Source organism: Variovorax sp. LjRoot175 (genome assembly GCF_964253805.1).
Classification (GTDB): Bacteria; Pseudomonadota; Gammaproteobacteria; order Burkholderiales; family Burkholderiaceae_C; genus Variovorax.
Genome location: NZ_CAXURY020000001.1, coordinates 5,676,794 through 5,701,797, shown reverse-complemented (window position 1 = coordinate 5,701,797; position 25,004 = coordinate 5,676,794). Strand labels below are relative to the sequence as shown.

Annotated in this window: 27 protein-coding genes; 23 read left to right on the top strand and 4 right to left on the bottom strand. The window is 68.6% G+C overall.

What is annotated here, in order from left to right; translation table 11 throughout:
* The first annotated feature begins 37 nt into the window (after positions 1-37).
* Genes ACSQ89_RS28255 through ACSQ89_RS28235 form a run of 5 tightly spaced genes read left to right on the top strand, consistent with a single transcriptional unit; the run spans position 38 to position 6,104 of the window.
* On the top strand, positions 38-547 hold the full coding sequence (locus ACSQ89_RS28255; RefSeq protein WP_436292050.1) for a formate dehydrogenase subunit gamma: 510 nt from the start codon (positions 38-40) through the stop codon (positions 545-547).
* Positions 544-2,100 carry a formate dehydrogenase beta subunit gene (locus tag ACSQ89_RS28250; RefSeq protein WP_436292051.1) on the top strand — a complete coding sequence of 519 codons (1,557 nt, stop codon included), beginning with the start codon at positions 544-546 and terminating at the stop codon, positions 2,098-2,100. The genes ACSQ89_RS28255 and ACSQ89_RS28250 overlap by 4 nt, the downstream gene beginning before the upstream one ends.
* Before the next feature lie 19 nt (positions 2,101-2,119).
* A complete protein-coding gene (gene fdhF, locus ACSQ89_RS28245) occupies positions 2,120-4,984 on the top strand; it encodes a formate dehydrogenase subunit alpha (protein WP_436292052.1) in 2,865 nt (954 codons plus the stop codon).
* Positions 4,981-5,832, top strand: coding sequence for a formate dehydrogenase accessory sulfurtransferase FdhD (gene fdhD / locus ACSQ89_RS28240; protein ID WP_436292053.1), 852 nt, complete (start codon positions 4,981-4,983; stop codon positions 5,830-5,832). Before fdhF ends, fdhD begins: the two co-directional genes overlap by 4 nt.
* Positions 5,833-5,852: 20 nt before the next feature.
* Positions 5,853-6,104, top strand: coding sequence for a formate dehydrogenase subunit delta (locus tag ACSQ89_RS28235; protein ID WP_093108621.1), 252 nt, complete (start codon positions 5,853-5,855; stop codon positions 6,102-6,104).
* A gap of 19 nt (positions 6,105-6,123) precedes the next feature.
* Here the strand turns inward: ACSQ89_RS28235 and ACSQ89_RS28230 are convergent, their stop codons facing one another.
* Positions 6,124-6,399 carry a hypothetical protein gene (locus tag ACSQ89_RS28230; protein ID WP_093108622.1) on the bottom strand — a complete coding sequence of 92 codons (276 nt, stop codon included), beginning with the start codon at positions 6,397-6,399 and terminating at the stop codon, positions 6,124-6,126.
* Positions 6,400-6,454: 55 nt separating this feature from the next.
* On the opposite strand from ACSQ89_RS28230, the gene ltnD reads away from it, so the two are divergent.
* From ltnD to ACSQ89_RS28185, 9 genes are all read left to right on the top strand, one after another.
* Complete coding sequence (gene ltnD / locus ACSQ89_RS28225; RefSeq protein ID WP_093108623.1) at positions 6,455-7,411, top strand: L-threonate dehydrogenase; 957 nt, start codon at positions 6,455-6,457, stop codon at positions 7,409-7,411.
* Positions 7,408-8,676: a 3-oxo-tetronate kinase gene (gene otnK / locus ACSQ89_RS28220; protein ID WP_436292054.1), complete on the top strand. Its 1,269-nt coding sequence runs from the start codon at positions 7,408-7,410 to the stop codon at positions 8,674-8,676. The genes ltnD and otnK overlap by 4 nt, the downstream gene beginning before the upstream one ends.
* Positions 8,673-9,350 (top strand): class II aldolase/adducin family protein, encoded by a 678-nt coding sequence (locus ACSQ89_RS28215; RefSeq protein WP_093108625.1) that lies wholly within the window; start codon positions 8,673-8,675, stop codon positions 9,348-9,350. Before otnK ends, ACSQ89_RS28215 begins: the two co-directional genes overlap by 4 nt.
* A 12-nt stretch (positions 9,351-9,362) precedes the next feature.
* Positions 9,363-10,187: a 2-oxo-tetronate isomerase gene (gene otnI / locus ACSQ89_RS28210; protein WP_436292055.1), complete on the top strand. Its 825-nt coding sequence runs from the start codon at positions 9,363-9,365 to the stop codon at positions 10,185-10,187.
* On the top strand, positions 10,184-11,374 hold the full coding sequence (locus tag ACSQ89_RS28205; protein WP_093108627.1) for an amidohydrolase family protein: 1,191 nt from the start codon (positions 10,184-10,186) through the stop codon (positions 11,372-11,374). Before otnI ends, ACSQ89_RS28205 begins: the two co-directional genes overlap by 4 nt.
* Positions 11,371-11,829: a RidA family protein gene (locus ACSQ89_RS28200; protein WP_093108628.1), complete on the top strand. Its 459-nt coding sequence runs from the start codon at positions 11,371-11,373 to the stop codon at positions 11,827-11,829. Before ACSQ89_RS28205 ends, ACSQ89_RS28200 begins: the two co-directional genes overlap by 4 nt.
* A gap of 211 nt (positions 11,830-12,040) precedes the next feature.
* Positions 12,041-12,259 (top strand): hypothetical protein, encoded by a 219-nt coding sequence (locus ACSQ89_RS28195; protein ID WP_093108629.1) that lies wholly within the window; start codon positions 12,041-12,043, stop codon positions 12,257-12,259.
* A 44-nt stretch (positions 12,260-12,303) separates the two neighbouring features.
* Complete coding sequence (locus ACSQ89_RS28190) at positions 12,304-12,915, top strand: HAD family hydrolase (protein WP_436292057.1); 612 nt, start codon at positions 12,304-12,306, stop codon at positions 12,913-12,915.
* 62 nt (positions 12,916-12,977) lie between these two features.
* Positions 12,978-14,222, top strand: coding sequence for a glycerophosphodiester phosphodiesterase (locus ACSQ89_RS28185; RefSeq protein WP_436292058.1), 1,245 nt, complete (start codon positions 12,978-12,980; stop codon positions 14,220-14,222).
* A gap of 249 nt (positions 14,223-14,471) precedes the next feature.
* On the opposite strand, the gene ACSQ89_RS28180 is transcribed toward ACSQ89_RS28185, so the two are convergent.
* Positions 14,472-15,302 (bottom strand): class I SAM-dependent methyltransferase, encoded by an 831-nt coding sequence (locus ACSQ89_RS28180; RefSeq protein WP_436292059.1) that lies wholly within the window; start codon positions 15,300-15,302, stop codon positions 14,472-14,474.
* Between the two features lie 3 nt (positions 15,303-15,305).
* Entirely contained in the window at positions 15,306-16,118 is an 813-nt protein-coding gene (locus ACSQ89_RS28175) for a class I SAM-dependent methyltransferase (protein WP_436292060.1), read from the bottom strand.
* Positions 16,119-16,363: 245 nt separating this feature from the next.
* On the opposite strand from ACSQ89_RS28175, the gene ACSQ89_RS28170 reads away from it, so the two are divergent.
* Entirely contained in the window at positions 16,364-16,897 is a 534-nt protein-coding gene (locus ACSQ89_RS28170) for an OsmC family protein (protein WP_093108635.1), read from the top strand.
* Positions 16,897-17,886, top strand: a complete 990-nt coding sequence (locus ACSQ89_RS28165; RefSeq protein ID WP_093108636.1) for an AraC family transcriptional regulator — start codon at positions 16,897-16,899, stop codon at positions 17,884-17,886. Before ACSQ89_RS28170 ends, ACSQ89_RS28165 begins: the two co-directional genes overlap by 1 nt.
* Before the next feature lie 6 nt (positions 17,887-17,892).
* On the opposite strand, the gene ACSQ89_RS28160 is transcribed toward ACSQ89_RS28165, so the two are convergent.
* Positions 17,893-18,438, bottom strand: coding sequence for an SRPBCC family protein (locus ACSQ89_RS28160; RefSeq protein WP_436292062.1), 546 nt, complete (start codon positions 18,436-18,438; stop codon positions 17,893-17,895).
* Between the two features lie 19 nt (positions 18,439-18,457).
* Here ACSQ89_RS28160 and ACSQ89_RS28155 point away from each other — a divergent pair, with 19 nt between their 5' ends.
* From ACSQ89_RS28155 to ACSQ89_RS28125, 7 genes are all read left to right on the top strand, one after another.
* A complete protein-coding gene (locus ACSQ89_RS28155; protein WP_436292063.1) occupies positions 18,458-19,690 on the top strand; it encodes an NAD(P)/FAD-dependent oxidoreductase in 1,233 nt (410 codons plus the stop codon).
* A 111-nt stretch (positions 19,691-19,801) separates the two neighbouring features.
* Complete coding sequence (locus ACSQ89_RS28150; protein WP_093108639.1) at positions 19,802-20,317, top strand: DUF1269 domain-containing protein; 516 nt, start codon at positions 19,802-19,804, stop codon at positions 20,315-20,317.
* A 45-nt stretch (positions 20,318-20,362) separates the two neighbouring features.
* Positions 20,363-21,517 (top strand): cytochrome c oxidase subunit II, encoded by a 1,155-nt coding sequence (locus ACSQ89_RS28145; RefSeq protein ID WP_093108640.1) that lies wholly within the window; start codon positions 20,363-20,365, stop codon positions 21,515-21,517.
* On the top strand, positions 21,514-23,310 hold the full coding sequence (gene ctaD / locus ACSQ89_RS28140; RefSeq protein WP_436292064.1) for a cytochrome c oxidase subunit I: 1,797 nt from the start codon (positions 21,514-21,516) through the stop codon (positions 23,308-23,310). Before ACSQ89_RS28145 ends, ctaD begins: the two co-directional genes overlap by 4 nt.
* Entirely contained in the window at positions 23,307-23,921 is a 615-nt protein-coding gene (locus ACSQ89_RS28135; RefSeq protein WP_436292065.1) for a cytochrome c oxidase subunit 3, read from the top strand. Before ctaD ends, ACSQ89_RS28135 begins: the two co-directional genes overlap by 4 nt.
* A 46-nt stretch (positions 23,922-23,967) precedes the next feature.
* Positions 23,968-24,669, top strand: coding sequence for a heme-copper oxidase subunit III family protein (locus ACSQ89_RS28130; protein WP_436296635.1), 702 nt, complete (start codon positions 23,968-23,970; stop codon positions 24,667-24,669).
* An 11-nt stretch (positions 24,670-24,680) separates the two neighbouring features.
* Positions 24,681-24,995 (top strand): cytochrome C oxidase subunit IV family protein, encoded by a 315-nt coding sequence (locus tag ACSQ89_RS28125; RefSeq protein ID WP_093108644.1) that lies wholly within the window; start codon positions 24,681-24,683, stop codon positions 24,993-24,995.
* Positions 24,996-25,004 lie beyond the last annotated feature (9 nt).

Genomic DNA, 25,004 nt, shown 5'->3' with positions numbered 1-25,004 from the left:
CGCCCCACACGGTGTTGCGACAAACAAGGAGAACAGCATGTCGGCGCTTCAGGACGAAGGAACGATCTCGCATCGCTGCAGCGCCGATGCGCTGGCGACCGTGCGCGGCGTGCTGGCGCAACGGGCCGAAGAGCCGGGCGCGCTGCTGCCGATCCTGCATGACGTGCAGGACGCGCTGGGCTATGTGCCTGCCGATGCCGTGCCGGAGATCGCCGGCGCGTTGAATCTCTCGCGTGCCGAGGTCCATGGCGTCCTCACCTACTACCACCACTTCCGCGCCGAGCCGGCCGCGCGGCACGTGGTCCAGATCTGCCGCGCCGAGGCCTGCCAGGCGATGGGTGCCGAGGCCTTGCTCGCGCATGCGCAGCAGCATCTGGGCTGCGCGGTGCATGGCGATTCGAAGGACGGCGCCTTCACCCTCGAGCCGGTCTACTGCCTCGGGCTGTGCGCCTCCTCGCCCGCCATGATGCTGGACGACGAGCCGCATGCGCGCATCACGCCGCGGGTCTTCGATGCACTGATGGCGCAGGCCCGGAGCGAATCATGAGCATCACCGTCTGCGTGCCGCGCGACTCCGCGGCCCTGGCCGCCGGCGCCGACCGCGTGGCGCGGCGCATCGCCGGCGAGGCCGCAGCGCGCGGCGCGGACATCCACCTGGTGCGCAACGGCTCGCGCGGCATGTTCTGGCTCGAGCCGCTGGTCGAGGTGGCCACGCCGGCCGGGCGCATCGCCTACGGGCCGGTCGCACCCGAGGACGTGGCGAGCCTGTTCGATGCCGGTTTCCTCGAGGGCGCGGCCCATGCGCTGCATCTCGGCCCGACGGAGGAGATCGCCTACCTGAAGAAGCAGGAGCGCCTCACTTTCGCGCGCATGGGCATCACCGATCCGCTGTCGCTCACCGACTACCAGGCGCACGAAGGCTTCGCCGGCCTGCGCCGCGCGCTGGCGCTGGAACCCGCGCAGATCGTGCAGCAGGTGCTGGACTCCGGCCTGCGCGGGCGCGGCGGCGCGGCCTTCCCGGCCGGCATCAAGTGGAAGACGGTGCTGGCGACGGCGGCCGCGCAGAAGTACATCGTCTGCAATGCCGACGAAGGCGATTCGGGCACTTTTTCCGACCGCATGACGATGGAGGGCGACCCCTTCATGCTGATCGAAGGCATGACCATCGCAGGCATCGCGACCGGCGCCACCATGGGCTACGTCTACGTGCGCTCCGAATACCCGCATGCGATCGCGGCGATGAACGAAGCCATCCGCCGCGCCGAGGCGGCGGGCTTCCTCGGCGACGACATCCTTCGATCGGGCCGCAGCTTCCGGCTGCAAGTGCGCAAGGGCGCCGGCTCCTACGTCTGCGGCGAAGAAACGGCGCTGCTCGAAAGCCTGGAGGGCAGGCGCGGCATCGTGCGCGCCAAGCCGCCACTGCCGGCCATCGAGGGCCTGTTCGGCCAGCCCACGCTGATCAACAACGTGATCACGCTGGCCAGCGTGCCGCTCATCCTGGCGCGCGGCGCCGAGTTCTACCGCGACTTCGGCGTCGGGCGTTCGCGCGGCACCTTGCCGATGCAGCTGGCCGGGAACATCCGGCACGGCGGCCTGGTCGAGAAGGCCTTCGGCGTCACGCTGCGCGAGCTGCTCTACGACTACGGCGGCGGCTCCGCATCCGGCCGGCCGATCAAGGCGGTGCAGGTGGGCGGGCCGCTGGGCGCCTACCTACCCGAATCGCAATGGGACCTGCCGCTGGACTACGAGGCCTACGCCGCCGTCGGTGGCACGGTCGGCCACGGCGGCATCGTGGTCCATGACGACACCGCCGATCTTTCGAAGCTCGCGCGCTACGCGATGGAGTTCTGCGCCATCGAGTCCTGCGGCAAGTGCACGCCCTGCCGCATCGGATCGACCCGCGGCGTCGAGGTCATCGACAAGATCCGGGCCGACCAGAACCGGCCGCAGCAGGTGATGCTGCTGCGCGACCTGTGCGACACGATGGTCCACGGCTCGCTGTGCGCGATGGGCGGGATGACGCCGTTCCCGGTGCTGTCTGCACTCAACCATTTCCCAGAAGACTTCGGTCTCGTGGTCCCCGATCGCAAAGCAGCCTGAAAAAGAAGAGGAACAAGCCATGCTCGACCACCTGAAGGAAACCGACTGGGGCACGCCCCGCCGCGAGTCCGAGCGCGAGGTGACGCTGGAGATCGACGGCTACGAAGTGACCGTGCCCGCGGGCACGTCCTTGATGCGCGCGGCGGTCGATGCCGGCATCCAGGTGCCCAAGCTGTGCGCCACCGACAGCCTCGAGCCCTTCGGCTCCTGCCGGCTGTGCCTGGTCGAGATCGACGGCCGCAAGGGCTTTCCGGCCTCCTGCACCACGCCCGCCGAAGCCGGCATGAAGGTGCGCACGCAGACGCCGAAGCTGCAGGAGCTGCGCAAGGGCGTGATGGAGCTCTACATCTCCGACCATCCACTGGACTGCCTCACCTGTTCGGCCAACGGCAACTGCGAGCTGCAGGACATGGCGGGCGTCACCGGCCTGCGCAACGTGCGCTACGGCTTCGACGGCGCCAACCACCTGAAGAGTGCGAAGGACGAATCGAACCCGTACTTCACCTACGACCCGTCCAAGTGCATCGTCTGCAACCGCTGCGTGCGCGCCTGCGAGGAAACGCAGGGCACCTTTGCGCTCACGATCAGCGGGCGCGGCTTCGAGTCGCGCGTCTCGCCGGGCCAGGACCAGGCCTTCATGGAATCGGAGTGCGTGAGCTGCGGCGCCTGCGTCGAGGCCTGCCCGACGGCCACGCTGCAGGAGAAATCGGTGATCTGGCTCGGCCAGCCCGAACACAGTGTCATCACCACCTGCGCCTACTGCGGCGTGGGCTGCGCCTTCAAGGCCGAGATGAAGGGCAGCGAGGTGGTCCGCATGGTGCCGTGGAAGGACGGCAAGGCCAACGAAGGGCACTCCTGCGTCAAGGGTCGCTTCGCCTGGGGCTACGCGACGCACCAGGACCGCATGCTGAAGCCGATGATCCGCGCGAAGATCAGCGACCCGTGGCAGGAAGTGAGCTGGGAGGTCGCGTTGAACCATGCCGCGAGCGAGTTCAAACGCCTGCAGGCCAAGTACGGCAAGGATTCGATCGGCGGCATCACCTCCTCGCGCTGCACGAACGAAGAAACCTACCTGGTGCAGAAGCTCGTGCGCGCCGCCTTCGGCAACAACAACGTCGACACCTGCGCGCGCGTGTGCCACTCGCCCACCGGCTACGGCCTCAAGCAGACGCTGGGCGAATCCGCGGGCACCCAGACCTTCAAGTCGGTGGAGAAGGCCGACGTGATCATGGTGATCGGCGCCAATCCGACCGACGGCCATCCGGTGTTCGCCTCGCGCATGAAGAGGCGGCTGCGCGAAGGTGCGAAGCTGATCGTGGTCGATCCGCGCCGCATCGACATCGTGAAGTCGCCGCACGTGAAGGCCGCGCACCACCTGCAGCTCAAGCCCGGCACCAACGTGGCGGTGGTCACTGCGCTCGCGCACGTCATCGTCACCGAAGGCCTGGCGGCGGAGGACTTCATCGCCGAGCGCTGCGACACCGCATCGTTCAACGAATGGAAGGCCTTCGTCGCCCGCCCCGAGCAGTCGCCCGAGGCCACGGAGGAGGCGACCGGCGTGCCGGCGGCGCAGCTGCGTGCCGCGGCGCGCCTGTTCGCCACGGCCGGCAACGGCGCCATCTACTACGGCCTCGGCGTGACCGAGCACAGCCAGGGCTCGACCACGGTGATGGGCATCGCGAACCTGGCCATGGTCACCGGCAACGTGGGGCGCGAGGGCGTCGGCGTCAATCCACTGCGCGGCCAGAACAACGTGCAGGGTGCCTGCGACATGGGTTCCTTCCCGCACGAGCTGCCCGGCTACCGCCACGTCTCGGACAGCACCACCCGCGCGAGCTTCGAGGCCGCCTGGGGCGTTCCGATCAACCCCGAGCCGGGGCTGCGGATTCCCAACATGTTCGACGCCGCGCTCGGTGGCGCCTTCAAGGGCCTCTACTGCGAGGGCGAGGACATCGTGCAGTCCGATCCGAACACGCAGCACGTGGCGGCGGCGATGATGGCGATGGAGTGCGTGGTGGTGCAGGACATGTTCCTCAACGAGACCGCGAAGTACGCGCACGTGTTCCTGCCCGGCTCGTCCTTCCTGGAGAAGGACGGCACCTTCACCAATGCCGAGCGCCGCATCTCGCGCGTGCGCAAGGTGATGCCGCCGAAGGCCGGCTATGCGGACTGGGAGATCACCGTGAAGCTGGCGCAGGCGCTCGGCTACCCGATGGACTACAAGAGTCCGGAGGACGTCATGGCCGAGATCGCCGCGCTGACGCCGACCTTCCGCGGCGTGAGCTACAAGCGCCTCGACGAGCTCGGCAGCATCCAGTGGCCCTGCAACGATGCCGCGCCCGAAGGCACGCCGACCATGCACATCGACAGCTTCGTGCGTGGCAAGGGCCGCTTCATCGTCACGCAGTACGTGGCGACCGACGAGAAGGTGACGCGCAAGTTCCCGCTGCTGCTCACCACCGGCCGGATCCTGTCGCAGTACAACGTCGGCGCACAGACCCGCCGCACCGACAACAACCAGTGGCACAGCGAGGACCGGCTGGAGATCCATCCGCACGATGCCGAGGAACGAGGCATCAAGGACGACGACTGGGTCGGCATCCAGAGCCGCGCGGGCGAGACGGTGCTGCGCGCTACGGTGTCCGAACGTATGCAGCCGGGCGTGGTCTACACCACCTTCCACTTCCCCGAGTCGGGCGCCAACGTCATCACCACCGACAACTCCGACTGGGCCACCAACTGCCCTGAATACAAGGTCACCGCGGTGCAGGTCATGCCGGTGATGCAGCCCTCCGCGTGGCAGCAGGAGTACAGCCGCTTCAACGAGGTCCAGCAGGGCTTGCTGACGGCTGCGCAGGCCAACGAAACGGTGCCCGCAAAGTGACAGCCGTTGTTGCAACCCCGCTTTTCGAAGGCGCCCGCCTGCTGCCGGTCAACGGCGTGCGCGGCGGGCTGGACTTCGCGGTGCAGGACTGGGTGGCCGAGGAAGTGCCCGTCGCGCTGGAGTTCAACGGCATCTCGCACGCGGTGATGCTCGCCACGCCCTCGGACCTGGAGGACTTCGCGCTCGGCTTCTCGCTCAGCGAGGGCATCCTGGACCATGCGCGCGAGCTCTATGCGGTGGAGGCCGAGCCCTCGGCGCTCGGCATTACCGTGCATCTGGAAGTGGCCAGCGCCGCGTTCGCCCGCCTGAAGGAGCGGCGCCGTTCGATGGCCGGGCGCACCGGTTGCGGTCTGTGCGGCACCGAAAGCCTGGCGCAAGTCTCGCGCCAGCTGCCTGTGCTTACCGATGCCGCGCGCCTGGATCGGCGCGCGATCGCCCGCGCCATGTCGCAGTTCCACGCCTTGCAGACGCTGCAGCAGGCCACCGGCGCCGTGCATGCGGCCGCATGGTGCACCGCGAAAGGCGAAGTGATGTGCTTGCGCGAGGACGTCGGGCGCCACAACGCACTCGACAAGTTGATCGGCGCGCTGGCATCCAGCGTGGTCGATGCGTCGGCCGGCTTCATCGCCGTCACCAGCCGCGCCAGCTTCGAGATGGTGCAGAAGACCGCCATGGCCGGCGTGTCGCTGCTGGCCGCGGTGTCCGCGCCCACCTCTTTCGCGGTCGAGACCGCGCAGCGGGCCGGTCTCACGCTGGTCGGCTTCGCGCGCAAGGAAGACCTGGTGGTCTATTGCCAGCCGGAACGTACTTCGGCCAACCCGGCGTCCGGCGCAAGCCGCGCGCACTGACATCCAATTCGAGAGGCAGCATGCACGATCCCGGCGCACAACTGGTCAAGATGGCCAACCAGATCGGCACCTTCTTCCAGGCGCAGACACCCGCCGACTCCGTCGCGGCCAGGCAGGCGATCGCCTCGCACCTGAAGTCGTTCTGGGCGCCCAGCATGCGCGCTCAGTTGCTGTTCCAGCTTGACGAAGGAGGTGCCGGCGACCTGCTGCCGATCGTCGCCTCGGCAGTGCGCAGCCATCGGACGACGCTGCTTCCCGGCGAGGCCGGCTAGAAGGGCCTGTTAACAGGCCCTAGGCGCCCTGGAGCAGCCTGGCGTGCGCCACGCGCTCCTCGTGCACCTTGAGCAGCAACTCGTAGTACATGCACAGCGGCATGGCGATGAACACCATGCCGGCGACGTAGATGATCAGGCTCATCACCGGAAAGTCGGCGCTGCCCCAGTAGGGAATCGACGCGGCGGCCGCGCCGATGGCAATGATGGCGATCACCGCCTTCAATGCACGGCCCATGAAAGCAGCCCGCAAGTGGCCGGGCCGGTCGTCGCCCTTGTCTCCATCGTGATCCATGGTTTTCCTTGGTTGAGGCGCTACCGCTTCTTATCATGTGGGCCGGACCGGGGCAATGCTGAAGTCCCGCAGTGCGCGCGCTGCACCATCCCAACTCTCAGGAATCTCCATGAAAAAAGCAGGACTCGTCGGCCTGGGCGCCATGGGCGCCGGCATCGCGGCCACCTTGCGCAGCAAGGGCTACGAGATGCATGTGTGCGATGCGCGCCCCGGCGCTGCGCTCGCCTTTGCCGAACAGGGCGGCGTCGCCTGGGCCACGCCGGCGCAGGTCGCGGCCGAATGCGAGCGCGTCGTCTCGGTCGTGGTCAATGCGCAGCAGACCGAGGCGGTGCTGTTCGGCGAAGCGGGCGCGGCCGCGGCGATGAAGCCCGGCAGCGTGTTCGTGATGTGCTCGACGGTGGATCCCAACTGGTCCATCGCGCTGGAGGAACGCCTCGGCGCCGCCGGCATCCACTACATCGACGCGCCGATCTCCGGCGGCGCGGCCAAGGCCGCGAGCGGCCAGATGACGATGATGAGTTCGGCAAAGCCCGAGGCCTATGCCAAGGCCGATGCGCTGCTCGATGCCATGGCCGGCAAGGTCTACCGGCTGGGCGACCGCGCCGGCGCGGGCAGCAAGGTGAAGATCATCAACCAGCTCTTGGCCGGCGTGCACATCGCCGCCGCCGCCGAGGCCATGGCGCTGGGCCTGCGTGAAGGCGTGGCGCCCGAGGCGCTGTACGAGGTGATCACGCACAGCGCCGGCAACAGCTGGATGTTCGAGAACCGCATGGCCCATGTGCTGGCCGGCGACTACACGCCGCTGTCGGCGGTCGATATCTTCGTCAAGGACCTGGGCCTGGTGCTCGACACCGCGCGCGCGAGCAAGTTTCCGCTGCCGCTTGCATCCACCGCGCACCAGATGTTCATGCAGGCCTCCACCGCGGGCTTCGCGAAGGAAGACGACAGCGCGGTGATCAAGATCTTTCCGGGCATCGAACTGCCTTCCACTCCCAACAAAGACAAGCCATGACCGTCCTGCTCGGCTGCATCGCCGACGATTTCACCGGCGCGACCGATCTCGCCAACAACCTGGTGCGCGCCGGCATGCGCGTGGTGCAGACCATCGGCGTGCCGCAAGAGCCGCTGGCCGCCGAAGTCGATGCGGTGGTGGTGGCGCTCAAGTCGCGCACCATCGCGCCGGGCGAAGCGGTGGCGCAATCGCTCGACGCGCTGCGCTGGCTGCAAGCGCAGGGCGCGCAGCAGATCTATTTCAAGTACTGCTCCACCTTCGACAGCACGCCCGAGGGCAATATCGGGCCGGTGACCGAGGCGCTGATGGATGCGCTGGACACCGACCTCACCATCGCCACGCCGGCCTTCCCCGACAACAAGCGCACCGTCTTCAAGGGCTACCTGTTCGCGGGCGATGTGCTGCTCAACGAGAGCGGCATGCAGAACCATCCGCTCACGCCGATGACCGACGCCAACCTGGTGCGGGTGCTGCAGGCGCAGACGCGGCGCAAGGTGGGTCTGGTCGACCATGCCGTGGTCGCCCGCGGCGCCCGGGCGATCGAGGAACGCATCGCGCAGCTGAAGGCCGAGGGGATCGGCATCGCGATCGTCGATGCGGTCTCGAACGATGACCTGCTGCGCCTCGGCCCGGCGCTGGCCGGGATGCCGCTGGTCACGGCCGGCTCGGGCGTCGCGATCGGCCTCGTGGCCAACTTCGGCATCGCGCCTTCGTCCGCCGCGAGCGCGCTGCCAGCGGCCTCGGGGCTGCAGGCCGTGGTGTCGGGCAGCTGCTCGCTCGCCACCAACCGGCAGGTGCAGCACTTCATCGCATCCGGCCGGCCGGCGCTGGCGATTGATCCGTTGCGCATCGCGGCAGGCGTCGACGTCGCGGCCGAGGCGCTGGCCTGGGCCGCGCCGCTGCTCGCATCCGGCCCGGTGCTGGTCTATTCGACGGCCGAGTCCGGCGCCGTGAAATCGGTGCAGGGCCGGCTCGGCGTCGAGGAAGCCGGCGCGATGGTCGAGCGCACCATCGCCGCGATCGCGCGCGGGCTGGTCGCGCAAGGCGTGCGGCAGCTCGTAGTGGCCGGCGGCGAAACGTCGGGTGCCTGCGTGCAGGCGCTCGGCATCGCGCAGCTGCAGATCGGCGCGCAGATCGATCCCGGCGTGCCGTGGTGCCATGCGGCGGCCGAGGCCGCCGGCGGCACGGGTCTGCATATCGCGCTCAAGTCCGGCAACTTCGGTACCGACGATTTCTTTTCGAAAGCCTTTACAGTCATCGGATGAAAGAGAGCGAATCGCGCGAAGAGATCTGCCGCATCGGCCGCAGCCTGTTCGAGCGCGGCTATGTGCATGCCACGGCGGGCAACATCAGCGTGCGGCTCGATGACGACGGCTTCCTGATCACGCCCACCGATGCCTGCCTCGGATTTCTCGACCCGGCGAAGCTCGCGCGCCTCGATGCCGGCCTGAACCAGACCGCCGGCGATCGCGCCAGCAAGACCATCGCGCTGCATGCGCGCATCCACGCCGCGGCCACGCGATTCGATGCCGGCACGCGTTGCGTGATCCACACCCATTCCACGCACTGCGTCGCGCTCTCGCTGCAACAGCCAGGCGAAGAACTGCTGCCGGCCCTCACGCCCTATTTCGTGATGAAGGTCGGCCATGTGCCGGTGATTCCGTATCAGCGCCCGGGCGCGCCCGAAGCGGCCGAACTGGTGGCACAGGCCATCGAACGCTACGGCGCGCAGGGCACGCCGATCCGCGCCGTGATGCTCGAACGCCTGGGCCCGAACGTGTGGCACGAGACGCCCGCCGCCGCCATGGCCGTGCTCGAGGAACTCGAGGAGACCGCGAAGCTCTGGCTATGGAGCGGCCAGGCGATCGAGCGCCGACCGCAAGCCCTGGGCCCGGCCCAGATCGATGAACTGCGCCGCAGCTTCGGCGCTCGCTGGTAGAGGTTTCTTGTCATGCCCCGATTCGCCGCCAACCTCTCGATGCTCTATCCGGAGCTCGATTTCCTCGACCGCTTCGAGGCCGCCGCCAAGGACGGCTTCGAAGCCGTCGAATACCTCTTTCCCTACCCCTACGAGCGCCGCGAACTCGCGGCCCGCCTCTCGGCCCACGGCCTGCAGCAGGTGCTGTTCAACGGCCCGCCCGGCGACTGGGACCGCGGCGAGCGCGGGCTGGCCTGCCTGCCGGGCCGCGAGGCCGAGTTCCGCGAAGGCCTCCTGAAGGCGCTGGACTATGCCGAGTCGCTCGATTGCCCGCGCGTGCACGTGATGGCCGGCCTGGTGCCCGAGGGCGTGGAGCGCGAGGCCGTGCAGCCGGTCTACATCGAGAACCTGCGCTGGGCCGCCGCCGAGGCGGCCAAGGCCGGGCGCAATCTGCTGATCGAGCCGATCAACACGCGCGACATTCCGCGCTTCTTCCTGAACCGGCAGGACCATGCGCACGAGATCGTCGAGATGGTCGCCGCGCCCAATCTCCAGGTGCAGATGGACCTCTACCACTGCCAGATCGTCGAGGGCGACGTGGCGATGAAGATCCGCAAGTACCTGCCGACCGGCCGCGTCGGCCATTTCCAGATTGCGGGCGTGCCCGAGCGGCACGAGCCGGACATCGGCGAGATCAACCATCCCTATCTCTTCGACGTGATCGACGAGGTGTCGGCCCAGTGCGGCTGGCAAGGCTGGGTCGGCTGCGAATACCGGCCGCGCCGCGGCGCCGTGGCGAGCGGCACATCGGACGGCCTCGGCTGGCTGCGGGCGCTGCCGCGCACACAGGCCGCATGAGGCTCGAAGCCGTGCGCATCCCGCCGCGCCTGCGGGGCTTTGCGGCGCGCGATGCAGAGGTCTTCGATGTCACGCTGGTCGGCGCGCAGGTTGCGACCATCGAAGCGAGCGAACTGCCGGCGCGCGGCACCCTGCTCAGCGCCATGGTCGATGCGCATGCGCACATCGACAAGAACTACACCGTGCGCGAGGTGGGCGCGGCCGAGGGCAATCTGTTCGCGGCCATCGGGCGCATGGCCGCGCACCGCGCGCACTGGACCGGCGACGCGCTGCGCGCGCGCATGGAACGCGCACTGCACGAAGCCTGGCGTGCCGGCACGCGCGCCCTGCGCACGCACCTGGACTGGAACAGCGCCGAGGCGCCGGCCTCGCTCGCGGTCTTCGAGGAGCTGCGCTCGCAGTGGCACGGCCGCATCGAGCTGCAGTTCGTCGCGCTCGTGCCGCTCGATCTGTTCGCCGATCGCGAAGCCGGCGAGCGCATCGCCCGCGCAGTGCAGCGCGCGGGCGGCGCGCTCGGCGCCTTCGTCTATCGCAACGAGGGCATCGTGTCCAAGCTGGGGCGCGTGCTCGACCTCGCGCAGGACCACCAGCTCGCGCTCGATTTCCATGTCGACGAAGGGCTGGACGCGGAGGCGACCGGCCTGCGCACCATCGCACAGCTCGTGATCGCGCGCGGGCTGCATGGCCGCGTGCTCTGCGGCCATGCTTGCTCGCTGTCGGTACAGGAAGACGCGGCCGCCAGGGACACGCTCGGCCTGTGCGCGAAGGCCGGCCTGCACCTCGTGGCGCTGCCCACCACCAACCTCTACCTGCAGGGCGCCTGGGACCGCACGCCGGTGCCGCGCGGCATCACGCGCATCCGCGAAGCCGCCGCGCTGGGCCTGCGCGCGAGCCTGGCCACCGACAACGTGCAGGACGCCTTCTATCCCTACGGCGGCTACGACCTGCTGGAAACCTTCGGCCTCGGCGTGCAGATGGCGCACCTGGCGCCGGCATCCGACTGGCTCGACGCGATCACCGTCAGCCCGGCGACGGCGCTGGGCCTGGGCTGGGACGGCCGCATCGCGTCCGGCTGCCCCGCGGACCTGGTGCTGCTGGCCGCGACCGACGAATACGAACTTCTGGACCCGCGCGGACGGCGGCGCACCGTCATCCGCGCGGGTCGGACCCTGGAGAACGGCGAATGAGCATGGGCAAACCGATGGCCAACTACGCGGCCGCCAAGCGCGTAGGTGATTTCGTCTTCATGAGCGGCGTGGTCGCGGTCGATCCGTCGACGCGCCGCGCGGTGGCCGGCTACGACGACATCCCCGAAGAAGCGCGCCAGGGCTTGCGCACGCTCGGCTACGCCACCGGCCAGATGTCGGTCGACGTGTTCGAGGCGGCCATCGTGGCGCAGAGCTGGTTCGTGCTGGAGCGCATCCGCCAGATCGCGGCCGAGCACGGCGGCACGATGGACGACGTGGTCAAGCTGGTGCAGTACTTCCGCCAGCTGCCGCACTACGCCTTCTACAACCGCGTGCGCGGCCTGTTCTATCCCGGCGAGCCACCGGTCAGCACGGTGGTGGAGGTGTCGCGCTTCCTGCCGGGGGACGAGGTGCTGGTCGAGGTGGAAGCGACGATGTATTTGCCGCAGCACTGAGGGCGCGCCTCTGACCGGCGCAGCGCCGGTCCTCGAAGATTTTTTGTGATCTTCCGCACAACCGGAACGGATTTCCCTGCGTATCTCCTGCAAAAGAAGCGGCGTCGGTCGTTACGTAGAGAGCCTGGCACGGTGGATGCAAGGCCATCGGCGAGCGGGCTTCACGCCATTTTTTTGACATTCCATGTCTTGCCGATTGCAGGAGACGATCATGTTGCAAAGTTCTTCGATGCAGACTTCAGCCGCGTTCGAGATCCGGTTCCAGTCCCTGTTTCAACAAGGCCGCGCGCTGGCCTTCCCCTGCGACCGCACGGGCCTGGTCGACCTCGACGCCATGAGTGAAACTGCCAGAAACAACTACTTGTTCGCTCGAGGCATGATCGGCCGCGAGTACGCGATGCCCTTCGTCCAGGCCTGCGAACGTCATTGATCCGGCGTTGACATCGTGTTGCCGATCATTGGCTGCGCATCGCGATGTCCATCTCTCTTGTCCTGTTCGACCTCGACGGCGTGCTTTGCGACTATGACCGTTCGGCGCGGGTCGCCCACCTGGCCGCGCTGACCGGGCAGAGCGTCGACGCCGTGCGGCGTGCGATCTGGGATTCCGGGCTGGAAGCGCGGGCCGATGCGGGCCTCATGAGCGGCAGGGACTATCTCAGCGAACTGGGCCTGCTGCTGGGCCATCGCATCACGCTCGACGATTGGCTGGCCGCGCGGCGTGCCGCGACGACGCCGAAGGCCGAAGTGCTCCGGCTCGCGAAGGCCGTGGCCTCGAGCCGGCGCGTCGCGGTCCTCACCAACAACAGCCGCCTGCTCACCGAGCACATGGATCGCGTGTGTCCCGAGGTCGGCGAGCTCTTCGATGAGGGCACGATCCTTTCCACGGCGTCGTACGGCGCCACCAAGCCTGCCCCCCAAGCCTACTTGCGCTGCCTGGAGGAATTGGATGCAATGCCTGCCGGAACGCTCTTCATCGACGACGTCGATTCGAATGTCGCTGGCGCGATCCAGGCCGGCCTCCATGCCTACATGTTCATCGGCGCCGAGGCCATGGCGCAGGAGCTGGCATCGCGCGGGTTGATCTAGTTCACTCGGTTGTCACGAAGGGCGCATACCGTCCGTTCGCCACATCAACGAGGAGAACTTTCGTGAACCCTTCGAAGAAATTCTGTGTCGCCCTGCTTGGCACGGGCATGCTGTTCGCAGCCGCCGCGCCTGCCGCAGCGCACGAAGAAAAAGCACGCCGGCGTGCCGACAACGCGCCGCTGGTGATCGGACACCGGGGCGGCGCCAACGGCTATCTGCCCGAGCACACGCTGGAAGCCTATGCCCTCGGCATCGCCCTGGGCGCCGACTACATCGAGCCCGATCTGGTCGCCACCAAGGATGGCCAGCTGGTCGCGCGCCACGAGCCCAATCTGATAGACACCACCAACGTCAAGGACCTGCCGCAGTTCGCCAGCCGCCGCAAGACCGTCATGGTCGACGGCATCGCCACCGACGGCTTTTTCGCCAGCGACTTCACCCTGGCCGAGATCAAGCAGCTGCGCGCCGTCCAGTCCTTTCCCGAGCGCGACCAGGGCTTCAACGGCAAGTTCCAGATTCCGACGCTGGCCGAGGTGATCGAACTGGCCAAGCGCAAGTCGCGCGAGGAGGGGCGCCGCATCGGGATCTATCCGGAAACCAAGCACCCGACCTACCACCAGGGCATCGGCCTGCCGCTGGAAGACCGGTTGCTGGGCGTGCTGAGCGCTGCCGGCTGGAACCACCGCAACGCTCCGGTCTTCATCCAGTCCTTCGAGACCGCCAACCTGCGCTACCTGCGCAGCAAGACCAGCGTGCGGCTGATCCAGCTGGTCGATGCCAACGACGTCAAGCCCGACGGCTCGCTCGACTTGAGCAAGCCCTACGACAAGCCCTACGACTGGGTTGTCTCGAACCGCGCTGGCCTGTTCAGTGATCTGGTGACGCCGCGCGGCCTGCAGGAGGTGAAGGGCTACGCCGACGGCATCGGCCCGTGGAAGCCTTATCTGATATCGAGCGCCTGCAAGACGGTGCAGAACGGCGCCTGCGCCGACGTGACGGGCGACGGCGCGGTCGACGAGCGCGACCGCGTGCTGCTGCCGCCCACCGACGTGATCGCCAATGCGCACCGGCTGGGCCTGCTGGTCCATCCGTACACCTTCCGCAGCGAACAGAAGCGCCTGACCGGCAGCTTCGGCGGCAACCCGGTCAATGAATACCTCGCGTTCTACGAGGCCGGCGTCGACGGCTTGTTCAGCGACTTCGCCGACACCGCGGTCGCTGCGCGCGCGATGTTCCTGCTCAAGCACGATCCCGACTACGCCGGCTGTCTGGTCAATGCACGCCGGTGCGAGAGAAACAATGACTGAGCGGGTGCTCGCGCGGATCCTGGGCGCGGTCCTGGCTGCCGTGGCGCTCGCGCAGCCGGCCCATGCCGAGGGCGGGTTGCCCGGCTCGCCGGCTGCGGTCGGGCAAGGCCCGGGCGCCGCGACGACCGCGGCGCCCGCCCAGCCGGAGAGTCTGGGCGGCGCGATCTTCAACCCGTTTGCTGCGCCGGCATGGGCGTCTGCGCGGCGCCCGGTCGCAGTCGAACGCGACTCCGGGTCTCGCAGGCCCGACTACGTCCTTCGCTCCGGCGCGGCAGCGCCGACCACCACGAACTCTCCCGGCACCCGGTAGCCCGCACCCTGCCGCCACGCATCGATCGCTTCGAGGTAGCGCGCGCGGACCCGCGTGCGAACCTCTTCGCCGAAGCGCGACCAGGCCAGCGCCACGGGTCCGCCGGCAAAGGCCGCGTTGCAGGCCTCGTCGCCGTCGGCATAGCGCAGCGTCGTTGCGATGCGGCGCTGTTCGACGGCCTCGAAGCCGGCCTCGGCGCACAGGCGTGCCAGCGTGTCCTGCTGCCCGAGCCGGAAGAACAGCGGGCAGACCTCGCTGGCGACCTCGGCGTCGACGATCGGGAACACGGCCGACCAGCCGCAGCGCGATCGTTCTCCCCACACGGCAAGCGCCATGCGGCCGCCCGGCCGCAGGACCCGCCGCATTTCCCGCAAGGCGCGTTCGGGATCGGGCAGGTACATCAGGCCGAGTGCGCACAGCGCGAGGTCGAAGCTCGCGTCCGGCAGTGCCAGGCTTTCGGCATCCATGCGCGCAAAGCCCACGTTCGACAGCGCCTTCTTCGAGGACTGAAGCCGGGCGGCGTCGACCATCTGCCCGGACAGGTCGATGCCGAACACCCGGCCATCCGGACCGACCGCACGCGCCGCCTCGAAGGCGACCAGCCCGGTGCCGCAGGCCACATCGAGCACGCGCTCGCCCGCTTCCGGCGCCGCCATGGCCAACAGCCCGGCGCGGGCGTCGGCGAGCTGCGCCTGCCACAGCGCTTCGTACTCGCCTGCCGCCAGGTCCCAGCCGTAACGCTGGACGCGCCGCTGCAGCCTGGCGTCCATGGCTCAGCGCCGCGTGACCACGATTTCGAGGTAGTCGCTGGGCACGACCAGCGATGCCGGGCCGGCCCGGTTGCTGCGGTCCAGCAGCTCCGTCAGATCGCGTTCCAGCGCGGCGGCGCCGTCGGCGGGCAGGGCCGCGAAGGCCTTGTGGACCGGCCCGTACCAGGTACGGAACACCTCGATGAAATGCGCGGCCGAACGGTAGCGGAAGTTGAACTGCCGCTGCGTGATCGCGATCGACGCGGCGCGTTCGCCGAAGAGTTCTTTCAGGTGCGCCTCGGTGCCCCACAGCGAAGGCGGCTGCACGCCCGCCGGCGGCGGCAGATGGCGTCCCAGCACCTTGAACAACTGGCCGATGAAGCCCTCGGGCGTCCAGTTGGCGAGGCCGATGCGGCCGCCGGGGCGGCACACGCGCGCCAGTTCGGAGGCCGCCTTCGCGTGGTCGGGCGTGAACATGACGCCGAAGGTCGACAGTACGGCGTCGAAGCTGGCGTCCTTGAAGGGCAGCGCCTCGGCGTCCGCGGTCTGGAACTCCACGTTCAGGCGTTCTGCACGCGCGCGCTCGGCGCCGCGGTCGAGCAGCGCGGCCACGTAGTCGGTCGAAGTCACCTGGCAGCCGCGTCGCGCTGCGGCCAGCGTGGCATTGCCGTTGCCGGCCGCGACGTCGAGCACACGCTCGTCGCAGCGCAGGTCGCAGGCTTCGGCCAGCTGCTCGCCCACCAGCTGCAGCGTGGTGCCGATCACGGCGTAGTCGCCGCTGGCCCAGGCGGTCATCTGGCGGCTCTTGATGGCGTTGAAATCGACGGGTGCATTCATGGCGCTGGTCTCCTTGGGGTGTTGAAGTGGGGGGAAGGCCTGAACTGTCGCGCGCCGCCGCGGCGGCGTCCTGCCTGCGCGTCGGCCTGGCCTGCCCCAACGTCCGCAATGCGGCCGTCGGCATGCCGAGCGTCCGGGCCGGTTGCCCATTCATCCGTCCGAGCGGCATAGTCCATATCTCCTCTAGGCGCCGCGCGCCGACGCGCCCAGAATGGCTGTATCCAGTTCGATGCGGAGAGCAACCCATGGCAGCAGAAGACATCGCGGCGGCATTGCAGCGGGTGGAGGCGGTGCTGCGGCGGCGCCCCGAGGCCGGCCTTCACGAAGACTCGCAGGCCGTGGCGCGTTGGACAGGCGCTTTGGGGGTGATCGCCAGCCATGCGAACGGGACCGAGGTGGCGACCGACATGCCGGGCGAATTCGGCGGTGGCGGCGATCGGGTCACGCCGGGCTGGCTGCTGCGCGCCGGATTCGCATCCTGCGTCGCCACCCGCATCGCGATGGGCGCTGCCACCGAGCGAATCGAACTGGAGCAACTCGAGGTGCGGGTCGACAGCCATTCGGATGCGCGCGGCATGCTGGACGTGGCGGAGGCCGACGGCACGCCGGTGATCGCCGGGCCGCTGGACATGCAACTGTTCGTGCGGATCTCCGCACCCGGCGTGGCGCCGCAGCGCTTGCGAACGCTGGTCGAAGAGAGTCATCGCTGTTCGCCGATGTCTTCGGCGATCCAGCTCGCGGTGCCGGTGACCCTGCGCATCGAGGTGGGTGACAGCTGATGGACGCCCTGTCCGAGACCCTTCGCGTCGTGCGGCTGGTCGGAGCCATCTTCATCAACGCCCGGTTCACCGCGCCCTGGTGCTACCAGTCGCCGCGCGCCGATACGGTGGCGCCGATCCTGGAGCCCGGCGCCGAGCGCGTGGTGATCTTCCACCTGATCACCGAGGGCGAGTGCTATGTCGAGCTCGCCGGCGAGCCGCCGGTGCACCTGATGGCGGGCGACGCCATCATCTTTCCGCAGGGCGATGCGCATCGCATGACTTCGCAGCCGGGGCTGCCGCCGGCCACCGGCGGGCGGCTCGCCGAGGTGCTGACGCGCCGGCCGCGCCAGCTGGCCTACGGCGGCGGCGGTGCGACCACGCGCCTGGTGTGCGGCTATCTCGCCTGCGATGCCCGCCTCGCGGGGATGCTGCTGGCGGGGCTGCCTGCGCTGGTCCGAGTCAATGTGCGCGGATCGAATGCCGGCAACTGGCTGGAGGCCTCCGTTCGCTACGCGCTGGCCGAGGCGCGGTCGCCGCGGCCGGGCGGCGCCGGCGTGCTGGCCAAGCTGTCCGAGGTGCTGTTCATCGAGGTCCTGCGCCTGTACATGAACGAGCAGGGCGAGGGACGCACCGGCTGGCTGGCGGGCGTGGGCGACCGGATCGTCGGCGCCGCCCTGAACGCGCTGCACAAGAGCCCGGCCCATGCCTGGACGCTGGACGAGCTCGCTCGCACGGCCGGCAGTTCGAGGTCGGTGCTGGCCGAGCGCTTCCAGCAGCTGGTGGGAAGCTCGCCGATGCAGTACCTGACGCAGTGGCGCATGCTCTTGGCCGCCAATCTGCTGTGCCGCAGCAATGCCCCGCTGGCCAGCATCGCGGAGGACGTGGGCTACCAGACCGACACGGCCTTCAGCCGCGCCTTCCGGCGCGAGTACGGCGCGCCGCCGGCGGCCTGGCGCCGCAGCCGGTCGATGCGCGACCAGGTCGCGCAAGTCCGAGACGCAGCTTGACCATGCTCAATGCTTGCCCTCGAGCGTCGCCTTCAGTTGCCGCACGGCCTGCGCCGACTCGGCATCGATGCGCGCGCGCAGGCTGAAGCGGTTCAGCAGCGCGAACAGCAGATTGGGTGCGCGGTATTCGAACTCGCGCACGAAGTGCGTGCCGCCCGCCGCGGGTGCGAGCGAGTAGCTGACGACGCCGGCCGCGCGGCCGTCGATCTCGCCGGCGATGCGCCAGAGCCGTTCGGGCTCGCGCGCCGTGACGCGCCAGGTCACGCGCCCGCGGCGCCCGGCGACCTGGAAGTCCTCCACGACCGACTCGCCGACCGTGAGCGGATGATCGGCATCGCCGCTGACGGCGAGCGAGGACGGGTGCCAGCGCGGCCAGTTGGCCGGCGTCGTGACGTAGGCGAAAACTTCCGCCGGCGGCCGCGCGATGTCGGCCTCGGTGACGATGCGGGTGCGCCCCGCATTCATCGGCACGAACAGGGCGGCGACCAGCACCGCGAGCGCGAGAAGGGCGAAGGCCCATCGCTTCCACGTACGATGCGTCGAGCGTTTCATCGTTGACCTCCATGCCGCCATGACGATGCATTCTGTCCCTGCTTCGTGCGAGGTGCTCGTGGTCGGCGCCGGGCCGGCCGGCAGCGCCTGCGCGCAGATGCTCGCGCGCGCCGGGTTCGATGTCGTGCTCTGCGACCGGCACGACTTCCCGCGCGACAAGGTCTGCGGCGACGGCCTGATTCCCGATGCGCACCGCGCGCTCGCGCGGCTCGGCGTGCTCGACGAAGTGCTGGCGCGCGCACGCAGCGCAAGGCATGTCGGCTGCATCGCGCCGCACGGCGGACGGGTCGAGGTGCCGGCCCAGCTGGCTGTGCTGCCGCGCCGCGAACTCGACGACATCGTGCGCCGGGCCGCGCTGGCGGCTGGCGCGCGCTGGCTCGCGCCGGCGTGCTTCGATGCACCGCTCTTCGATGCCGGCCAGCGCGTGGTCGGAGCACGGCTCAGGCTGGCCGGCAGCAGCATGCACGAGCTGCGCGCGCGCTGGACCGTGCTCGCCACCGGCGCGGCGACGGTTCCTTTGATTGCGGCAGGCGTCTGCGTGCGGCGCGCGCCGAGCGGCTTCGCGCTGCGCGGCTACGTGAAGAACGAGGCGATGGCCGCGCGCATCACCGGGCTCGAAGTCGTGTGGCACCGCGCGCTGCGCCGCGGCTACGGCTGGATCTTTCCTTGCGGCGCCGGCATGTTCAATGTCGGTGTCGGGCTCATCACCCACGGCCAGGATCAGGCAGCGATGCCGGAGCTCAACCTGCGCGAGCTCTTCGCCGCCTTCGCGCACCTGCATGCGCCGGCCCACGAGCTGCTGCAGGGCGGCACGCAGGTCGGCGCGCTGAAGGGCGCGCCGCTGCGCTGTTCGCTCGAAGGCGCGCGCTGGTCGCGGCCCGGGCTGCTGGTGGCGGGCGAGGCGGCAGGCAGCACCTATCTGTTCACCGGCGAGGGCATCGGCAAGGCGCTGGAGACCGGCATGCTCGCTACAGAAGCGCTGGTCGAAGGCCGCGAACCAGGGCCGGGCGAGGATGCGGCGGTGCGTTCGCATTACGAAGCCGCGCTCGCCGCGCTGAAGCCGCGCTTCGCCGCCTACGCGCAGGCCAATCGCGTCAACGAACACCCGTGGCTGGCCGATCTCGTGATCTGGCGTGCGCGCCGCAGCGCGCGCATCGTCGGGCGCCTCGCCGGCGTGCTCGAGGAGACACACAATCCCGGCAAGCTCGTGAGCGCCAAGGGACTGGCGCGGCTGTTCTTTCCGCTCGGCTGATTGCCCCGGCGTCGCCTTTAGAGGCGGCGTGGGGTTGCTAACGGCCTCCCCCTGGCCTATAAGTCATCTATGGTTTCTTTGTCTCGTCGCAGGACGAGGAAGGAGAGCGCCATGAAGAGACGCATTTACTGGCTGATGCCGGATCCGGCGAGTGCCAGGCGGGCGATGCACGATCTTGTGCAGGCGCGCGTCGACGCTGCGCACATTCATTTCGCCGCTGCCGAAGGCATGGACATGACCGGGCTCCATGCGGCCAACGCGCTGCAAACCTCGGACGTCGTTCATGCCGCAGAAAGCGGTCTGGTGATCGGCGGCGGCGTCGGTACCGCGGTCGGGCTCGTGGCCGCGCTGCTGTTCCCCGTCGTCGGGGAGGCACCCGAATGGGAAACGGCTGCGCTGCTGGCCGTGCTCGGAGGCCTGATCGGTGCCTGGTCGGCCAGCATGATCGGCATCTCCATTCCCAGTCCGCGGCTTGCGCGCTTCGAAGGCGCGATCGGGCGCGGGCAGATTCTTCTGATGGTGGACCTGCCGCCGTCGCGCGTGCAGGCCATCGATGCGCTGTTGCGAACCGCCCATCCGGAGGCCCTCTTCGAGGGCGAGGAGCGGCTGGTCCCCGCGCTGCCCTGAAGCGCGTGGACTGCGAATCGCCGATGACGAGTCGAGGTGCCACACATGATCATGGCCATCGCGCTCGCAATCATCGTCGTCGCATCGGTGCTGTTTCACATTGTCAATCCGTGGTGGATCACTCCCCTGGCATCCAACTGGAAGCCGATGGACGACACCCTGACCATCACGCTGGTGATCACGGGCCTGTTCTTCGTCGTCATCAACCTCTTCGTCGTCTACACGCTGGTGCGCTTTCGCCACCGCGAGGGCGTGCGCGCGGTCCGGCAGCCCGAGAGCAAGTCGCTGGAGCGCTGGCTGATCGGCGTCACCACCGTGGGCATCATCGCGCTCCTGGCGCCCGGCCTGGTGGTGTACGCGAACTACGTCAAGACGCCGCATGACGCCCTCACGCTGGAAGTGCTGGGCCAGCAGTGGCAGTGGCGCTTCCGCTTCGCCGGCGCGGACGGCAAGCTGGGGCTGACCGAGACGCGCTTCGTCAGCGCGACCAATCCCTTCGGCCTCGACCCCGCCGACGCGGCCGGACAGGACGACATCCTGATCGCGGCGGACGAGGTGCACCTGCCGCTCGGCAAGCCGGTGAACGTGCTGCTGCGTTCGCACGACGTGCTGCACGACTTCTACGTGCCGCCCTTCCGTGCCCGCATGAACATGGTGCCGGGGCAGGTCAGCACCTTCTGGTTCACGCCGACCGTGACCGGCCGCTACGAGGCGCTGTGCTCGCAGCTGTGCGGCGTCGGCCATCCCAACATGCGCGCCCACGTGGTGGTGGAGGACGCGGCGAGCTTCCAGGCCTGGCGCGACGCGCTGCCGACCTTCGCCGCGATGCAGGCCAACGTGCGGGCCGCTGCCGCAGCGGGGGCCGGCGCCGGTTCGCTGGCCGAGCGGGGCCGCGCGCTGGCGGATGCCAAGGGCTGCGTGGCCTGCCACACGATCGACGGCAGCCCGCGCGTGGGGCCGACATGGAAAGGCCTGTACGGCAAGACCGAGAGCCTGCGCGACGGTTCCACCGCGCGGGTCGACGAAAAATTCCTGCGCGACTTCATCCGCGATCCGCAGGCGCGCGGCATCAAGGGCTTCGCGCCGGTCATGCCGAAGATCGAGCTGAGCGACGAAGAGCTGGCCGCGCTGGTGGCCTACATCCAGACCCTCGGCGGCCCGCCGGCGCAGGCTGCCGGTGAACAGAAGGCGCAAAGATGAGCGCGATTCCCACCCCCACCGGCGATATCGCCGACACTGCCGGCCACCACGCGCCGCAGACCTTCCTGACGCGCTACGTCTGGAGCCAGGACCACAAGGTGATCGCGATCCAGTACGCCTGCACGGCCATCACGGTGGGCGTGATCGGCGTGGTGCTGTCCAACCTGATGCGCCTGCAGCTGGGCTTCCCCGGCGTGTTCGAATTCATCACGCCCGAGCGCTACTACCAGTTCGTCACCATGCACGGGATGATCATGGTGATCTACCTGCTCACCGCGCTCTTCCTCGGCGGGTTCGGCAATTACCTGATCCCGCTCATGGTGGGCGCGCGCGACATGGTGTTCCCGTATCTCAACATGCTGAGCTTCTGGGTCTACCTGCTGTCGGTGATCGTGCTGATGGCGAGCTTCTTCGTGGCGGGCGGACCCACCGGCGCGGGGTGGACGCTGTACCCGCCGCAGTCGATCCTGCCCGGCACGCCGGGGCACGACGGCGGCATCATCCTGATGCTGATCTCGCTCGTGATCTTCATCGTCGCCACGACGATGGGCGGCCTCAACTACGTGACCACCGTGCTGCAGGCGCGCTGCAAGGGCATGACGCTGCTGCGCATGCCGCTGACGGTATGGGGCATCTTCGTCGCCACGATCCTCGCGCTGCTCGGTTTTCCGGCGCTCTTCGTCAGTGGCGTGATGCTGCTGCTCGACCGCGTGGCGGGCACCAGCTTCTTCATGCCGGCGCTGCTCTCGATGGGGAAGGCGACCCAGTACAAGGGCGGCAGTCCGCTGCTGTTCCAGCACCTGTTCTGGTTCTTCGGCCATCCCGAGGTCTACATCGTGGCGCTGCCGGCCTTCGGCATCGTCTCCGACCTGATCAGCGTGCATGCGCGCAAGAGCATCTTCGGCTACCGCATGATGGTCTGGGCCATCGTCGCCATCGGGGGCTTAAGCCTCGTGGTGTGGGCGCACCACATGTTCGTCGCCGGCATGAACCCTTACTTCGCCTTCTTCTTCGCGACCACCACGCTGGTCATCGCGGTGCCGACCGCCATCAAGGTCTACAACTGGCTGCTCACGCTGTGGCGCGGCGACATACACCTGTCGGTGCCGATGCTGTTCTCGCTGGCCTTCATCTGCACCTTCGTCATCGGCGGGCTGACCGGCCTCTTCCTCGGCAACGTGAGCGTCGACATTCCGCTCTCGGGCACCTACTTCGTGGTGGCGCACTTCCACATGGTGATGGGCGTGGCGCCGCTCTTGGTGGTCTTCGGCGGCATCTATCACTGGTATCCCAAGGTGACCGGCCGCATGCTCGACGACTGGCTCGGGCAGCTGCATTTCTGGATCACCTTCATCGGCACCTACCTGATCTATTTCCCGATGCACTACCTCGGCGTGCAGGGCATGCCGCGGCGCTACTACAACTTCGACAACTACGCGTTCATCCCGCCGTCCGCGTACAGCCTGAACACCTTCATCACCGTGGTGGCGCTCGTCGTCGGCGCGGCGCAGCTGCTGTTCATCTTCAACCTCGTCTGGAGCCTGCGCTACGGCCGGCGCGCCGATGCCAACCCCTGGCGCGCCGCCTCGCTGGAATGGCAGACGCCGCAGACGCCGCCGGTGCACGGCAACTGGGGGGCGGAGCTGCCGGTGGTCTACCGCTGGGCTTATGGCTACGGCGTGCCGGACGGTCCGAAGGACTACGTCGCGCAGAACGAGCCGCCCGAGGCGGGCGGCATGGAACCCGAGGCCTACAAGGGCAAGGACGACGAGGTTCGGGGGGCACCGACATGAACGCGATCGCCGCGCTGCCTTTTGCAGAACGTGATCACGCGGCCGCCGCGAGCATCGGCCTGTGGGTGTTCATGGGCGTGGCCACCGCGCTGTTCTCGCTCTTCGCCACGGCCTATGTGATGCGCATGAGCGGCAGCGATGCCGTCGCGCTCGCGCTGCCGTGGCAGCTGTGGCTCAGCACCGCGCTGCTGTTCGCGGGCGGCGTGGCGCTTTCGAAGGCCGGCGCGACGGCGCGTGGCGGCCACGGCCTGGCGCGGACGCGCCGCTTGCTGCTCGCCGGCGGCCTCTGCGCGCTGGCCTTTCTGGCGGTGCAGCTGTGGGCCTGGCAGGCGCTGCTCGCCGCGCAGGTGATGCCGGCCGGCAATCCGGGCGGCAGCTTCTTCTATCTGCTGACCGCCATGCACGGGCTGCACGTGGCGGGCGGCCTCGCCGGCTGGGCGTGGACGGCACGCGCCGCATGGCGGCCGGCGGCGCGCCTTGCCGATCTCGCATGGCGCATCGGGCTCGTCGCGCGCTACTGGCACTTCATGCTGGCGGTGTGGCTATTGTTGTTCGCCATGCTGGGCTGGCTGACGCCGGAGGTGGCGCGCTTCATCTGCGGCACCGCCTGATCGATAGAGGAAGCTTGCCATGAACACTGCCGCATCGATCGCGCAAATGCCCGTTGTGCCCGTTGTGCCCGTTGTGCCCGTGACCCCCGCCGCCGCAGCCGAAGGCCTGCGCGGGCTGATCGCCGACTGGTCCTCCGACCGCGAAGCCTTCCACGTCTCGTGGGGCAAGGCGATGATGTGGATCTTCCTCTTGAGCGACACCTTCATCTTCAGCTGCTTCCTCGTCGGCTACATGACGGTGCGCGTCTCGACCGTCGTGCCCTGGCCCAACCCGAGCGAGGTGTTCGCGCTCCATGTGGCCGGTGCCGACGTTCCGCTGCTCCTGATCGCGATCATGACGTTCGTGCTCATCAGCAGCAGCGGCACGATGGCGATGGCCGTCAACTGCGCTTACCGCGGCGACAAGGTGAACGCCGCCACGCTGATGCTGGTGACCGCCACCTGCGGCGAGATCTTCGTCGGCATGCAGGCCTTCGAATGGTCGAAGCTGATCATGGAAGAGGGCGTGCGGCCCTGGGGCAACCCGATGGGCGCGGCGCAGTTCGGCTCGGCCTTCTTCATGATCACCGGCTTCCACGGACTGCACGTGTCGGGCGGCGTGGTGTTCCTGTTCATCATCGCCTTCAAGCTGCTGCGCGGCGACTACGACCGCGGCGGCAACTACCAGATCGTCGAGATCGTCGGCCTGTACTGGCACTTCGTCGATCTGGTGTGGGTGTTTATTTTTGCGCTCTTCTATCTCTGGTGAGGACTTCGACCATGAACCCCGGCACCGGCCAGCAACATCCGATCAGCCTCTACCTCAAGATCTGGGGGCTCCTGTTCGTGCTCAGCACGATGTCCTACCTGGTGGACTACCTCCATGTGCAGGGCTATCTGCGCTGGGGCCTGATCCTCACCTTCATGCTGCTGAAGGCAGGCCTGATCGTCGCGGTCTTCATGCACATGGCCTGGGAACGGCTGTCGCTGGTCTACGCCATCCTGCTGCCGCCGCTGGCCCTGCTGGTGCTGGTGGGCCTGATGGCGGCGGAGGCCGGCCACACCTTGCTGGCGCGGCTGCTCTTTTTCAATTGACGGCTTGCG